The organism is uncultured Aquimarina sp., assembly GCF_947492405.1.
Lineage (GTDB): Bacteria > Bacteroidota > Bacteroidia > Flavobacteriales > Flavobacteriaceae > Aquimarina.
Window position 1 is genome coordinate 300,388 of sequence record NZ_CANLMP010000003.1, and the last position, 13,794, is coordinate 314,181.

Annotated in this window: 12 protein-coding genes; 9 read left to right on the forward strand and 3 right to left on the reverse strand. The window is 33.5% G+C overall.

Annotation, left to right across the window (positions count from 1 at the left end; translation table 11 throughout):
• Positions 1–4 precede the first annotated feature (4 nt).
• Positions 5–361 (reverse strand): BlaI/MecI/CopY family transcriptional regulator, encoded by a 357-nt coding sequence (locus Q0829_RS12850; RefSeq protein ID WP_298543436.1) that lies wholly within the window; start codon positions 359–361, stop codon positions 5–7.
• A 185-nt stretch (positions 362–546) separates the two neighbouring features.
• Here Q0829_RS12850 and Q0829_RS12855 point away from each other — a divergent pair, with 185 nt between their 5' ends.
• On the forward strand, positions 547–1,500 hold the full coding sequence (locus Q0829_RS12855; protein WP_298543438.1) for a calcium/sodium antiporter: 954 nt from the start codon (positions 547–549) through the stop codon (positions 1,498–1,500).
• Positions 1,501–1,925: 425 nt separating this feature from the next.
• Here Q0829_RS12855 and Q0829_RS12860 read toward each other — a convergent pair whose 3' ends face one another.
• The gene (locus tag Q0829_RS12860; RefSeq protein ID WP_298543440.1) at positions 1,926–2,948 is read right to left on the reverse strand and encodes a glutamine synthetase beta-grasp domain-containing protein; all 1,023 of its coding nucleotides are present in this window, start codon (positions 2,946–2,948) and stop codon (positions 1,926–1,928) included.
• Positions 2,949–3,166: 218 nt separating this feature from the next.
• Here Q0829_RS12860 and Q0829_RS12865 point away from each other — a divergent pair, with 218 nt between their 5' ends.
• The 8 genes from Q0829_RS12865 (at position 3,167) to Q0829_RS12900 (ending at position 13,149) form a co-directional block, all read left to right on the forward strand.
• Entirely contained in the window at positions 3,167–5,353 is a 2,187-nt protein-coding gene (locus tag Q0829_RS12865; RefSeq protein WP_298543442.1) for a glutamine synthetase III, read from the forward strand.
• Positions 5,354–5,681: 328 nt separating this feature from the next.
• Entirely contained in the window at positions 5,682–7,124 is a 1,443-nt protein-coding gene (locus Q0829_RS12870; RefSeq protein ID WP_298543445.1) for a hypothetical protein, read from the forward strand.
• Between the two features lie 82 nt (positions 7,125–7,206).
• Positions 7,207–7,728, forward strand: a complete 522-nt coding sequence (locus Q0829_RS12875) for a hypothetical protein (protein ID WP_298543448.1) — start codon at positions 7,207–7,209, stop codon at positions 7,726–7,728.
• Between the two features lie 21 nt (positions 7,729–7,749).
• Entirely contained in the window at positions 7,750–8,478 is a 729-nt protein-coding gene (locus tag Q0829_RS12880; protein ID WP_298543450.1) for a CsgE family curli-type amyloid fiber assembly protein, read from the forward strand.
• A gap of 18 nt (positions 8,479–8,496) precedes the next feature.
• Positions 8,497–8,904: a curli production assembly/transport component CsgF gene (locus Q0829_RS12885; protein ID WP_298543453.1), complete on the forward strand. Its 408-nt coding sequence runs from the start codon at positions 8,497–8,499 to the stop codon at positions 8,902–8,904.
• A gap of 6 nt (positions 8,905–8,910) precedes the next feature.
• The gene (locus Q0829_RS12890) at positions 8,911–10,386 is read left to right on the forward strand and encodes a CsgG/HfaB family protein (protein WP_298543455.1); all 1,476 of its coding nucleotides are present in this window, start codon (positions 8,911–8,913) and stop codon (positions 10,384–10,386) included.
• Positions 10,387–10,399: 13 nt separating this feature from the next.
• Positions 10,400–11,890, forward strand: coding sequence for a carboxypeptidase regulatory-like domain-containing protein (locus Q0829_RS12895; RefSeq protein ID WP_298543458.1), 1,491 nt, complete (start codon positions 10,400–10,402; stop codon positions 11,888–11,890).
• Between the two features lie 77 nt (positions 11,891–11,967).
• On the forward strand, positions 11,968–13,149 hold the full coding sequence (locus Q0829_RS12900) for an AIR synthase related protein (RefSeq protein ID WP_298543460.1): 1,182 nt from the start codon (positions 11,968–11,970) through the stop codon (positions 13,147–13,149).
• Here the strand turns inward: Q0829_RS12900 and Q0829_RS12905 are convergent.
• On the reverse strand, positions 13,146–13,634 hold the full coding sequence (locus Q0829_RS12905; RefSeq protein ID WP_298543461.1) for a peptide-methionine (S)-S-oxide reductase: 489 nt from the start codon (positions 13,632–13,634) through the stop codon (positions 13,146–13,148). The two genes, Q0829_RS12900 and Q0829_RS12905, sit on opposite strands and share 4 nt — an antisense overlap.
• Positions 13,635–13,794: the final 160 nt, after the last annotated feature.

Genomic DNA, 13,794 nt, shown 5'->3' on the forward strand with positions numbered 1-13,794 from the left:
AGTGTTATTTTTTTTGTTCGATTACCTCTAAAATTTCTCGCAATTCTGTTGCTGTGATTTTTTCTTCTTTAGCAAAAAATGAAACCATGTTTTTATAAGAATTATTGAAATATTGCGTCATGGCTTTGCTGACAAAATTATTTCGATAAGCTTCTTTAGTGATGATAGGGAAGTATTGATGTGTTTTTCCGTATGCTTTGTGATCTATGTATCCTTTGTCTTCTAGGTTTCTGATGATAGTGGATACTGTATTATAATGTACGGTGTTATTTAGTTCGGCTTGAACTTCTTTTGCAAACGCTTTTTCCAGTTTCCATAAAGCTTGCATGATTTCCTCTTCCTTATTAGTTAATTTTTCCATTTATGGGTTTTTAAGTGGGTTCAAATATAAAACTATAAAAATAGTTATACAACTGTTTTTATAGTTATTTAACTATTTTTATAGTTTTTTGATAGCAAAACCATGTAATACTATATCAAAAAATGCTCGTTACATCTATTACATATGGTATACTTATTTTATATTCGCAAACAAATAAATAGCATATGATTCAGAGCATAGTTTTTGTAATAATCGGGTTTGTACTCTTGGTAGTTGGAGGCGAATATTTAGTACGTTCTTCGGTGGCATTATCTTTTAGATTGAAGCTGTCAAAAATGGTTATTGGTCTTACTGTTGTATCATTTGCTACATCTGCTCCTGAATTATTAGTTAGTTTACAGGCGGCTCTAGGTGGGTCTGCAGATCTTTCTCTTAGTAATATTATAGGTTCCAATGTGGCAAATATTGGATTGGTTTTAGGGATAACAGCGCTTATAGGTCCACTAGCAATAGATAAAGATTTTTATAAGTTTAATTGGCCAGTAATGATGCTGCTATCATTGGCTTTGTATTTCTTTTTGGATAATGATGGTGTGTTAACTAGAACTGAAGGTGGTGCATTATTGATTTCTTTAGTTATATATATGTTCTTATTAATAAAAAGGGCAAGAAAGCATGCGGATAAAATGATCGAAGAGGTGGACGATGCATTAGAAAAAGTTTCTAATTTTAAGATGATTTTTTGGTTGTTGATAGGAGGATTAGCGCTATATTTTGGTTCAGAGTTGTTAGTAGAAGGAGCAAAAGATATCGCAACTAGAATGGGGGTAAGTGAAGCTGTGATCGGGCTTACGATGGTTGCGATAGGAACTAGTGTTCCGGAATTGGCAGCTTCTGTAATCGCTGCATTAAAGCAGGAAAAAGCAATCTCATTAGGTAATCTTATCGGCTCTAATATTTTTAATATAGCGTCTGTTCTAGGTGTTACTTCGCTGATTCAGCCAATAGCAGTTACCGATCCTCGATTAATGAATATTGATATCTTTTGGATGCTTGGATTTGCATTGATTCTATTGCCCCTAGCTTTTATTCCGAAAAAAATGATTTTAGGAAGACCAAAAGGGTTTTTGATTTTTGCCGGATATTGTGTTTTTATAGCGTTGGTTTTTATAAAGTAAGTCTTCCAGTACTGCTAAAAATAAGAAAAGTTTTTCGTTGATATTTTGTTTTTCTGTAATCCTGTATTTTGATTAAACACCTTCTATACAAGTTTGATATATGTTTTAAGAGTTTGTGAAGTGGAGTTGTTTTCTAATGTTGAATAAGAAATATTTTGAGTATTAGTTAATACAAATCTGATAGAAGTAAAATTATAGTTGAATAATTGAATGGTTAGATCGTTTGTTCTTGGAAATATAAAGTAATCTGAATAGAAATATTGAATAGGTTTTCTAATGTTCAATGTAAAACTAGTGATATATCAATATTCAAACAATTTTGCTGCTGTTTGGTGATAGTAAAAGCATCGAAATAAAAAAGTCTCCTGAAAATATCAGGAGACTTTTTTTGCGTTTAACAAGTTTTAGTTACTTGCTTCAAATCATTATGCTGTAACCGCTGAAACGTCTGCAGTTTTAACAGTTTTTACAATTCTAGCTGCAATTTTATAAGGATCACCATTAGATGCAGGACGACGATCTTCTAACCATCCTTTCCATCCATTTTCTACAGTGATGATTGGAATTCTTATAGAAGCTCCTCTATCTGATATTCCATAAGAGAATTCGTTGATAGATTGTGTTTCGTGTTCTCCAGTTAATCTTTGGTCATTAAATTCACCATAAACAGCGATGTGTTCTTTAGTTACTGGTCTAAATGCTTCGCAAATAGTTTCATAAACTTCTTTAGATCCGCAAGTTCTTAATATCTCATTAGAGAAGTTCGCGTGCATACCAGAACCATTCCAGTCACCTTTTACTGGTTTAGGGTGGTACTCAATGTAGTATCCGTACTTTTCTGTAAGTCTGTCTAATAAGTATCTAGCAACCCATATTTCGTCACCAGCTTTTTTAGCACCTTTAGAAAATAATTGAAATTCCCATTGTCCACTTGCCACTTCCTGATTGATTCCTTCAAAATTAAGTCCAGCATCAATACATAGATCAGCATGCTCTTCTACAAAATCTCTACCATGAGTGTTTCTACCACCAACAGAACAGTAATACATTCCTTGTGGTCCAGGATATCCTCCCACAGGGAAACCTAAAGGTAACTGTGTATTTCTATCCATAATAAAGTATTCTTGCTCGAAACCAAACCAGAAATCACCATCATCATCTATTGTAGCTCTTGCGTTAGATTCATGAGGAGTTCCATCAGCATTCAGAACTTCTGTCATTACTAAGTATCCATTTCTTCTTGTTGGATCTGGATAGATAGCTACAGGTTTTAATAAACAATCAGAAGAACCTCCTTCTGCTTGTTTTGTAGAACTACCATCAAAAGACCATACAGGACAATCTTCAAGCTTTCCACTAAAATCATCTTCAACTTTTGTTTTACTCCTTAGATTAGCAGTTGGCTTATAACCATCTAACCAAATGTATTCTAATTTAGCTTTACTCATAATTAATACTTTATAAATTGAACTCTTAAAGGTTTCAAAATTAGTTTTATTTTATGATAACGGAAAAAAAATAGGGGGTCAAATGTGTTTTTTTTATCAATTTTTATCAACACCCTACTTTTTTATAGGGTATTTTGATTTTATTCTAATTTTTAAAGAGCATTTTTTTAATATTAACAATAAAAACTTCTTTTATATTTGCAAAAAACTACTCAATTATGTCAACACTTAGATTCCAAGCATTAAAAGAAACCTTAAATCGTAGTTCTGTGATAGTTACAGAGACAGAACGTCGATCTGTATTGTTTGGCGAAAATGTATTTAATCAAGCTACCATGCTTCAGTATTTAACTAAAGATGCATACAATAGTGTAATGGACGCGATAGATCATGGAACTAAGATTGATAGAAGGATTGCGGATCAAATTGCATCATCAATGAAGGATTGGTCCTTGGCTAAAGGAGTAACACACTATACACATTGGTTTCAGCCACTTACAGGTGCTACTGCAGAAAAGCACGATGCTTTTTTTGAAACAATTGGTAATGGTCAAGGTATAGAAAAGTTCGGTGGAGGGCAATTAGTACAGCAGGAACCAGATGCTTCTTCCTTCCCTCACGGAGGTATTCGAAATACATTCGAAGCCAGAGGCTATACCGCTTGGGATCCTACATCTCCTGCATTTATTTATGGAACAACTTTGTGCATACCTACAGTTTTTGTAGCGTATACTGGTGAAGCGCTGGACTATAAAACTCCGTTACTAAGAGCGTTACACGCTGTGGATACTGCTGCAACAGCAATTGCCAAGTACTTTGATAAAAACGTAAAAAAAGTAAATGCTTCGCTTGGTTGGGAACAAGAGTATTTTTTGATAGATAGAGCCCTTGTAGAATCTCGACCAGATCTTGTAATGACAGGTAGGACCTTATTAGGTCATTCTTCGGCAAAAGGTCAACAGCTCGATGATCATTATTTTGGGAGTATTCCTAATAGAGCTTTGGCTTTTATGAGAGACTTAGAAGTAGAATGTATGCTGTTGGGGATTCCTGTGAAAACTCGTCATAATGAGGTGGCTCCAAATCAGTTTGAGTTGGCACCTATTTACGAAGAAACAAACTTAGCAGTGGATCACAATTCTTTATTAATGGATATTATGGAAAAAGTAGCATCCAGGCATAATCTAAAAGTATTGCTACATGAAAAACCATTTGCAGGTGTAAATGGATCCGGTAAGCATAATAATTGGTCACTAAGCACTAATACAGGTGTAAATTTATTGGGTCCTGGAAAAACACCTATGAGTAATCTTCAGTTTTTAACTTTTTTTATTAATACAATTAAAGCAATTAATGAACACGAAGAGTTAATGAGAGCTGGAATTGCTTCAGCCAGTAATGATCATCGTCTTGGTGCTAATGAAGCGCCACCTGCTATTATGTCTGTATTTATTGGAGAACAACTTACATCAGTGCTTAAAGAACTAGAAGGAGTTACGGATGGAAAATTATCTCCAAAAGAAAAAACAGATCTAAAACTTAATGTGGTAGGTAAAATCCCTGAGATTTTGTTAGATAACACAGATCGAAATAGAACATCGCCTTTTGCTTTTACAGGAAATAAGTTCGAGTTTAGAGCTGTTGGTTCTAAGGCAAATTGTGCGAATCCTATGACAATCCTAAATACTATAGTGGCAAAACAGCTTGTAGAGTTTAAGAAAGAAGTTGATAAGTTAATCGATAAGAAAAACTTAAAGAAAGATGAGGCGATTTTTAATGTGCTAAGAGAATATATTAAAAAATCTAAAAACATTTTGTTTGAAGGTAATGGATATGGAGAACAATGGGAGAAGGAAGCAAAAAAACGTGGCTTAAGTAATAACAAGACAACACCAGAGGCTTTAAAAGCAAAGATTTCCAAAAAGACCTTGGATCTTTTTGAAGAAATGGGTGTAATGAATAAGGTAGAAGCCGAAGCTCGTTATGAAATAGAAGTTGAAGAGTATGTAATGCGTATTCAGATAGAAGGTCGAGTATTAGGAGATATTGCTAGGAATCATATTATACCAACTGCTATTAAATACCAGAATATGCTGATTAGTAATGTTTCTGGATTAAAAAATCTTTATGAAAAGGATTTTAAGAAATATGCGAAAGAGCAAATGGAAATTATTGAAGAGATTTCTGAGCATATAGGTAAAATAAATACTAAAGTGAACGAAATGACGGCAGAACGGAGAAAAGCTAATAAGTTAGAAGTTGCTGAAAAAAAAGCTGCTGATTATTGTAATAAAGTAAAACCATTATTTGATCAAATTAGATATAGTTGTGATAAATTAGAACTATTAGTCGATGATGAATTATGGCCTTTAACTAAATATAGAGAGCTTCTTTTTACTAGATAGGTAAGAATTAACTGACTAATGTTGTTTTTTGTTTTATTTTTAACAAAAAATTAATATCTGTTAAACCCTTGACAAAACAATAGAAAGTTACTGATTTTATGGGTTTTCCGTAATGTATTTTGTCGAATTCTTACGGAATTTCCAAAAATACCCTTAATGTTTTCATAAATTTGCAGTGTTAGCAAAGATCAATGGATTTTTGTTTAATAACTCCCCCAGATTTTTTTAGAAAAAGAGCGTTAGGTTTTATTATCTATCACTCCTTTGTACACCCCAAAATGTTTAATGCTTAAGTTGAATTATTAATCAAATTTAATATATTTTACGTATGAAAAAAGTAATTTTTAGTCTAGCAACTTTGTTAAGTGTGTCAGTGATGGTTGCACAATCGAATACAAGCAATGTTAGCCAAGCAGGTGATGATAACAGTACAGATGTTACTCAGATCGGGGATTCTAATGCTTCAGTTACAATTCAGGAAGGTAATGCTAATACTGCAACTGCCATTCAGGGAAGTGATCTGTTTAACTCCAGAAATGGAATTGTGGAGCAAACTCAGATTGGTGATAAGAATACTGCTTTTGTGCAGCATGAAGAAGATTCTAATGAAGTGTATCAAGATCAGGTAGGTGATGGGAACTCTGCCAGCGCAACACAGAATCTTGCATTTTTTGGAGGTTTTAATTTTACAAGCCAATCTCAGGAAGGTGACGGAAATTCTGCAACAGTTTCTCAAGAAGGAAACGCAAATACGGCTTTCCAAATTCAGACAGGAGAAGCTAATTCGGCTACAACGTCTCAAGAAGGAGACTTTAACTTTAGCGGTATTTTGCAGGAAGGAGCTTTTAATACAGCAACAATGGCTCAGGTTGGTGATTTTAACTCAGCAGAACAGTTTCAAGTAGGAGAAGCCAATTTAGCTACAGGTGAGCAGTGGGGTCAAGGAAACTCTACCCTTCAAGATCAACAAGGTGGTGGTAACTCTGCAACTTCTTTACAAGGAAGTAGTTTTTTCGATTCAAGAGGAGGTAATGTACAACAAATCCAGATAGGAGATGAGAATACAGCTTTTGCTAACCACGAAGAAGATAATAATGTTATTCTTCAAGGACAAGTAGGTGATGCTAACAATGCTTCTGCTGATCAAAATTTAGGATCATTTGGAGGAGAAAACTTTGTGATCCAGACTCAGTTTGGAAGTGGTAACACTGCAGGAGCTTCTCAGAACGGAAGCAATAATATTGGTGATCAAAATCAGGTAGGAGATGAGAATTTAGCAAGTATTTCTCAGGATGGTGATGATAATATTGCTGTTCAGTCTCAGAGTGGTAACGGTAACTCAGCAGAGGCAATCCAAGGAAGTTTCTTTTTTGCATCCAGAGGAGGTAATATCCAACAAACTCAATCCGGAGAAGTTAATAGCGCTTTTGCACAGCACGAAGAAGATAATAATACGGTAGATCAAGATCAGATAGGAAATGGTAATATCGCTTCTGCAACACAAAATTTACTAAGTTTTGGAGGAGAGAACTTAACGCTACAATTCCAATTTGGAGATGAAAATATTGCTACCTCTTCTCAAGAAGGAACTAGTAATATTAGTGATATCTTTCAATTTGGTGATTCAAACTTTGCGGAGGACACTCAGTTAGGAGTTGGTAATACTACTTTCGTTACGCAAGTGGGAGAGTCTCATAGTAGTATCATTTTACAAAACGGAACTGGTAACGCTGCTGTGGTAACACAGACTGGTTCTGGAGGAGAGCTTTAAGAAATAATTTGAATTTATTTGAGAGAGTTACACTATCTTTAAGGTAGTGTAACTCTTTTACTACTTTTAAAACCTTTTGTCAATGAAAAAATTTATCAAACTTTGTGTTATTACTTCTATCTTATTGTTTTTTGGAAACACATATGCTCAAAACACTGAAAATCAGGAAGAATCATTGGTGGAAAGTGAAAGTCAGGAGCGATTTATTACATTAAATCAATTGCAAAATAACGCTGCAGTACAAGTTGCCAGAGAGACTATGACCGGTAATAATACCGTGTTTATTCAACAGATCGGAACAGGTAATAAAGTACTTTCTAATATTACAGCACAATCGTCGGATATTCGTTTAAGTCAGAATGGAGAACAAAATTTGATCGATATAAACGAAACATCTAAAGAAATAGAGAAGTTTATTACTCAGAATGGTAATAATAATACCGTTACTGATTTTTCTTTTAATTCTGATATTTCAACTAGTTTAGAGCTCCTTCAGGAAGGAGATAACCTTTCTTTCGAGAAATTTGGGAGTAATGAGTTGTCTAAGAACTTAAAGTTTAAGATGACTGGAAACGCTCGAACAATTATTGTTAGAAGTTTTTAATTAAGTTTATTCCGTTGCTTTATGAATTTTAAGCTGATCATATTATTTCTTTTAATAGTTCAATTTTCAAATGGTCAGTTTACAAATACAGATGTAATTGCTAAAATTAAAACAGAAAGCATTGATGATATCATTTCTGTAAGTGCTGAAGCTACAAATTCTACAGAAGTTTATAAAAGTCTAAAATATACATTTTCAATTTTCAGAACTGACTTGGATAATAATGTTACGAAAAACAATCAAGAAGGTAGATTTACATTAGAGGCTAACGAGCAAAAGAATTTAGCCACTGTATCCGTAGGAGTTGATGAGACTGATAAAATTGTAATCCTTTTGTTGATTTATGAAGAAGAAACGATTGTAGGTAAAGATCGGATCGCTTTTAATGAAGAAGCTAAAGCTAAGAAAAAGAAAAAAGAAGAAGAATATACTGAAGATGATGGTATAGAATTAAAAGGTATTGTTATCGAAGAAACAAAGACAAAACCAGGGAAAGATTTTTACGAGTTCTTTTATAATTCATATACTCTTAACAGAATAAATGGTTCTAAAATAGTTGGGGTTTATGAAAAGCTTAGTTTTGGTAGAAGTACTATTATTCAGGTCAAAATAGAAGATAAAGTCATTCACGAATTTCTGGGGAAACCGGATATAGAATACCTGGAGCGAATGTCTAAATTTTCAATACGCAGAGTGTATAAATATTTTAAAGATCTAAAAAAACAAAAGAGAGATATTTTTCAGTATTAATTACTTATTCTAAAAATAATGAAGTCAATCCTAATAACTATTATACTTATTTTCTCGGCGTATCAATATAGCTTCGGGCAAGATTTAGTGTATAGACCCAAGAATCCTGCTTTTGGAGGTGATACATTTAATTATCAATGGTTGTTAAGTTCTGCAGAAGCTCAGAACACATTTACAGATGATAATGATCCAAATTCAGATGATAGATCGGAACTGGAACGATTTACAGAAAGTCTTAATAATCAATTATTAAGTCAAATATCAAGAACTTTATTTAATGAACAATTCGGACAAGAAGGCCTTACAGAGGGAACCTTTAGTTTCGGAACATTGTTTATAGAGATTTTTCCGTCTGGAGAAGGTTTGGTGATTAATATTTTAGACACCAGTACAGGAGATCAATCTCAAGTAATAATTCCTAATTAATTTTTAATGCGTCATAAGTTTTATCAAGTAATTCTAGTAATTTCTTGTTCGATATTGCTATCTGGATGTGGTACTTATTTTAATCAACCCATCACGATAGAGCAAGCACGAATCGGTGAAGATACCCGATTTACTAAAGCTCTAAGAGATTTTCCTCTTCCAATAGAACCTGTTGTAGTTGGTGTTTATAAATTCAGAGACCAAACCGGTCAGTATAAACCTACAGAGGCTGGTAGTACCTTTAGCACCGCTGTTACACAAGGGGCAACCACTATTTTAGTTAAAGCTTTAGAAGATTCTAAATGGTTTGTGCCTATTGAAAGAGAAAATCTAAGTAATCTTTTGAATGAGCGAAATATTATACGTTCGACTAGAAAAGAATATAGAAAAAATAAAAACTCAAATGAGCCTCAATTACCGCCGTTATTATATGCAGGTATCATTCTAGAAGGAGGAATCGTGTCATACGATTCTAATATTATAACAGGTGGGCTTGGCGCAAGATATTTTGGTATTGGTGGTTCTACTCAGTATAGACAAGATAGGATAACTGTTTATTTAAGAGCTGTATCTACATCAAGTGGTAAGATCTTGAAAACTGTATATGTGTCTAAAACTATATTATCACAAGCATTGGATGCAAGTTTCTTTAGATATGTGAAATTTAGTAGGTTGCTAGAAGCTGAAACTGGTTTTACTAAAAACGAACCAGGACAAATTGCGGTTTCCGAAGCTATTGAAAAAGCAGTAGAAGCTTTAATAATAGAAGGGATAGAAGATAAACTATGGAATTCTAAAGCTGAACCCGAAAAAATAAATGCATTAATAACGGATTATAATGCAGAGAAAAATGAGGCACAAAACACAGGGCTTTACGAACGTTATTTTAAAGAAAGACGAGGAGAAAAGGCAGCTTTCGCTAATGGAGGATTGGCACTGATAAGTGGAGATTATAACAATGCAGATTTATCGTATTCAGCCAGGATAGGAGGGAAATGGTATTTTAATCCATATCTAAACGCTAATGCTAGTCTTAGTAAATTTCAGTTGAGAAATGAAGGTGCTTTTTCTGAAGGATTTAATGCTATAGATGTAAATGCAGAATTAACGCTTTTACCATTCGAAAAATTGAGTCCTTTCTTTTTTGGAGGGATGGGAACCGTAAATAGTGATGATTTTGATAGAACTTTCTTTAAGTTCCAATATGGAGGAGGTATTGAATACTTAGTTTCTGAGCATGTTGGTATTTCCTTAAATGCAACACATAATTTGGTTCTTGGAGATAAGCTAGACAATGTTACACAAGGTAAAAGAGATGATCAGTATTTTAATTTTTCTCTAGGGCTAAACTGGTATTTTAAAAACCCATTAAAAATGGATAAAGAACTACGTAAACAAAAACGTAGAGAACAAAAAGAACTCAGAAAGCTTAAAAAAAGAAATCAAAAAGTAATAGAAAATGGTGAAGTTCCAAAAGGATAAAAACCTGATGAAAATGATAAAATATATTACAAAAATAATAACGGTATTAACCGTGTTAACTATGACTTCCTGTAGTGAAGATACCATAGATTTAGAAGGTTTAGGTGCTGTGAGAGGAAGTGTAGTGGCTATCGGGACAAATGAGCCTTTAGAAAATGTAAAGATATCTACAAACCCTTCTTCAAGTACAGTTTTTACAGATGCAAATGGAGAATACCTAATTGAAAATATTCCTTCCGGAGATTATTCGCTTTCTGCTCAGAGAGATGGGTTATTAGCTCAATTTGAAGCAATATCTGTCATCGCAGATAGAGAATTAGAAATAGTTTTCGAAATGGATATTGAAACTGCTGGCAACAGGCCTCCAGATGCAGCTGTTTTAGATACTCCTGCAGATAATTCGGTTGACGAGCCATTAGAGGTTGTGCTAGTATGGACAGGTAGTGATCCTGATGATGATTCACTTACATATACAGTTACTTTACGTAATGATGAAAATTCTGATGTGCTAGTTTTTGAGAATATTGCAGATACTACTTATACTTTAACGAACCTTTCTTATAAAGTTAAATATTTCTGGCAAGTAAGTAGTAGTGATGGAATAAATGACCCTGTTAATAGTAGTGCTTTTGCTTTTGAGACTATGAATCCTCCAAATAATCGAATTGTATATACAAGATCTGTTAATGGTAATAGTGTTATCTATTCTGCAAATGAACAAGGAGGAACTGAAATTCAACTTACTTCAGAAACTAAAAATAGTTTCAGACCAAGACGTCATGTGGGAACTGGCAAAATTGCTTTTTTACAATCAGTTGGTTCGCAGACACATTTATTCACAATGAATGAAGATGGTTCCCAAATAACACAAGTCACCTCTCAAATTTCTGTTGCTGGGTTTAACTTAGGAGAGGTTAATTTTTCTTGGTCTGATAATGGTTCTAAATTATTATTTCCTAATCAAGATAAACTGTATAGTATCAATGTAGGAGGAAGTGGTTTGAATCTGATATATCAAACAACTAATGGAAACCTTATTTCAGAAGTAGATAAAAATGATAATAATGATATCCTAGTGCTTAAAACAAATAATCTAGATGGATATGAGGTAGAAATTTTTACTATTAATATGTCAGGTACGATGTTAGAAACAGTATTATCAGGAACGACAGGAGCAGCAGGAAGTGTAAATCTTTCTGTAGATGGTACTAAGCTTTTATATTGTAGGGATGTTTCTGGTTTCGAAAGTAGTGATTACAGACAGTTAGATTCTCATTTGTTTGTGTATGATTTTAGTGATAGTTCTATATTAGATATTTCTTTAGAAAAACCAGCGGGGACAAATGATTTAGACGCACGTTTTTCTCCAAATGAAGCTACTTTGATTTTTGTTAATACTTCTAATGATGGCATATCGCAAAAGAACATACAAATCATGTCAATTCTAGAGATTGGTGATCGAGCTAATTTGATTACAGATGCTTCTATGGTAGATTGGGAATAATATAATTCTGAATTCAGAATTCTGAATTCAGAATTTCAACTATCTTTGCGCCTTATTATCCGTATAATTCAATAATAATGAGTCAAGAAGTAAGTAAACGTTACGCTCAGCGTGGGGTTTCGGCATCCAAGGAAGATGTTCATAGTGCTATTAAGAATATAGATAAAGGTCTTTTTCCAAAAGCATTTTGTAAAATAGTTCCAGATCACCTTACAGGTGATGAAGATTATTGTTTGATTATGCATGCAGATGGTGCTGGTACTAAATCTTCTCTGGCTTATATGTATTGGAAAGAAACAGGAGATATTTCTGTGTGGAAAGGTATCGCCCAGGATGCATTAATCATGAATATTGATGATTTATTATGTATTGGAGCTACTGATAATATTATGCTTTCATCAACTATAGGTAGAAACAAAAATCTAATTCCTGGAGAAGTAATTTCTGCTATTATTAATGGAACTGAAGAATTACTAGAAGAACTAAAAAGTTTTGGAGTTACAATTCATTCTACAGGAGGAGAGACTGCCGATGTAGGGGATTTAGTTAGAACTATTATCGTAGATTCTACAGTAACGGCTCGTATGAAACGTAGCGATGTTATTGATAATGCTAATATTAAAGCAGGAGATGTTATTGTCGGTTTAGCTTCTTTTGGACAGGCTACGTATGAAAAAGGATATAATGGCGGTATGGGAAGTAATGGTCTTACGTCTGCTCGTCACGATGTGTTTCATAAAATTCTGGCAGAGAAATACCCAGAAAGTTTTGATGCAGCAGTACCTTCTGATCTTGTTTATTCTGGAAAAACCAATCTTACAGATGAGGTAAAGAACGCTCCAATTGATGCGGGGAAATTAGTGTTATCACCAACAAGAACCTACGCGCCGATAATAAAAAAGATTTTATCTAAGTTTGATAGTAAAACTATTCACGGAATGGTCCATTGCAGTGGAGGAGCGCAAACTAAAATTCTACATTTTGTAGATAGCTTACATATCATTAAAGATAATCTATTCGAGGTTCCTCCTTTATTTCAACTGATACAAGAAAACTCGGGTACGGATTGGAAAGAAATGTATCAGGTTTTTAATATGGGGCATAGAATGGAATTATATGTGTCTCCGGAGATAGCGGAGGATATTATTGCAATTTCTAAAAGTTTTGATGTGGACGCAAAAATAGTTGGTCGCGTAGAAAACGCGGATGAAAAGAAACTCACTATCAATAGTGAATTTGGTACTTACACTTATAATTAGAGATTTGTTTTTTTAATATATTTTTTTCTAAGCAAATCAAGTTTAGGGTTTATGTATCGTTTACAAAATGGTTTTTCAGGATTTTTTTTATAGTAATCTAAAAGCTCATTTCTTGATGACTTGAATTTGTTTAATTTTATAACCTTTGTGATTAATTCGTTATCAAAATCTTCATTTAATTCTCTTATGTAAGTTGCGATAATAGCTTTTTGCTTCTCATCCAAATAGTAGACAGCGCTACGATATTTTTTTCTAAAACTATGATTAGAGGTGCTTTTGTGAGTATGTAAATGAACCTCGATTAAGTCTTTCAACTCAATTACTTCAGGATTATAAGAGACAATTACAGCTTCAGAAAAAGAGTTGTTTTTTCCAATACTGGAAATATATCCTTGTTTTACCAAAGTCACACCTTTTAAAGACTGAAAAATAGCCTCCGTGCACCAGTGACAACCTCCGCCCAAACCAATTTGTGAATTATTCATTATATATAAAAGTCGTAAATTTTTATGAATCCTTATGTTTCTATATTCACAATGATTCGAATTTTATACCATTTTCCATTTGAAATAACCATAATAAAAGGTCCTTTTTTACCTTCTGTTTCAATATAAAAAGTAGTTTATGTTTTATTTTTCAATTTTG

Coding starts and splice junctions, on each gene's coding strand:
- Q0829_RS12850 (WP_298543436.1), bottom strand. CDS start 361: ATGGAAAAATTAACTAATAAGGAAGAGGAAATCATGCAAGCTTTATGG.
- Q0829_RS12855 (WP_298543438.1), top strand. CDS start 547: ATGATTCAGAGCATAGTTTTTGTAATAATCGGGTTTGTACTCTTGGTA.
- Q0829_RS12860 (WP_298543440.1), bottom strand. CDS start 2,948: ATGAGTAAAGCTAAATTAGAATACATTTGGTTAGATGGTTATAAGCCA.
- Q0829_RS12865 (WP_298543442.1), top strand. CDS start 3,167: ATGTCAACACTTAGATTCCAAGCATTAAAAGAAACCTTAAATCGTAGT.
- Q0829_RS12870 (WP_298543445.1), top strand. CDS start 5,682: ATGAAAAAAGTAATTTTTAGTCTAGCAACTTTGTTAAGTGTGTCAGTG.
- Q0829_RS12875 (WP_298543448.1), top strand. CDS start 7,207: ATGAAAAAATTTATCAAACTTTGTGTTATTACTTCTATCTTATTGTTT.
- Q0829_RS12880 (WP_298543450.1), top strand. CDS start 7,750: ATGAATTTTAAGCTGATCATATTATTTCTTTTAATAGTTCAATTTTCA.
- Q0829_RS12885 (WP_298543453.1), top strand. CDS start 8,497: ATGAAGTCAATCCTAATAACTATTATACTTATTTTCTCGGCGTATCAA.
- Q0829_RS12890 (WP_298543455.1), top strand. CDS start 8,911: ATGCGTCATAAGTTTTATCAAGTAATTCTAGTAATTTCTTGTTCGATA.
- Q0829_RS12895 (WP_298543458.1), top strand. CDS start 10,400: ATGATAAAATATATTACAAAAATAATAACGGTATTAACCGTGTTAACT.
- Q0829_RS12900 (WP_298543460.1), top strand. CDS start 11,968: ATGAGTCAAGAAGTAAGTAAACGTTACGCTCAGCGTGGGGTTTCGGCA.
- Q0829_RS12905 (WP_298543461.1), bottom strand. CDS start 13,634: ATGAATAATTCACAAATTGGTTTGGGCGGAGGTTGTCACTGGTGCACG.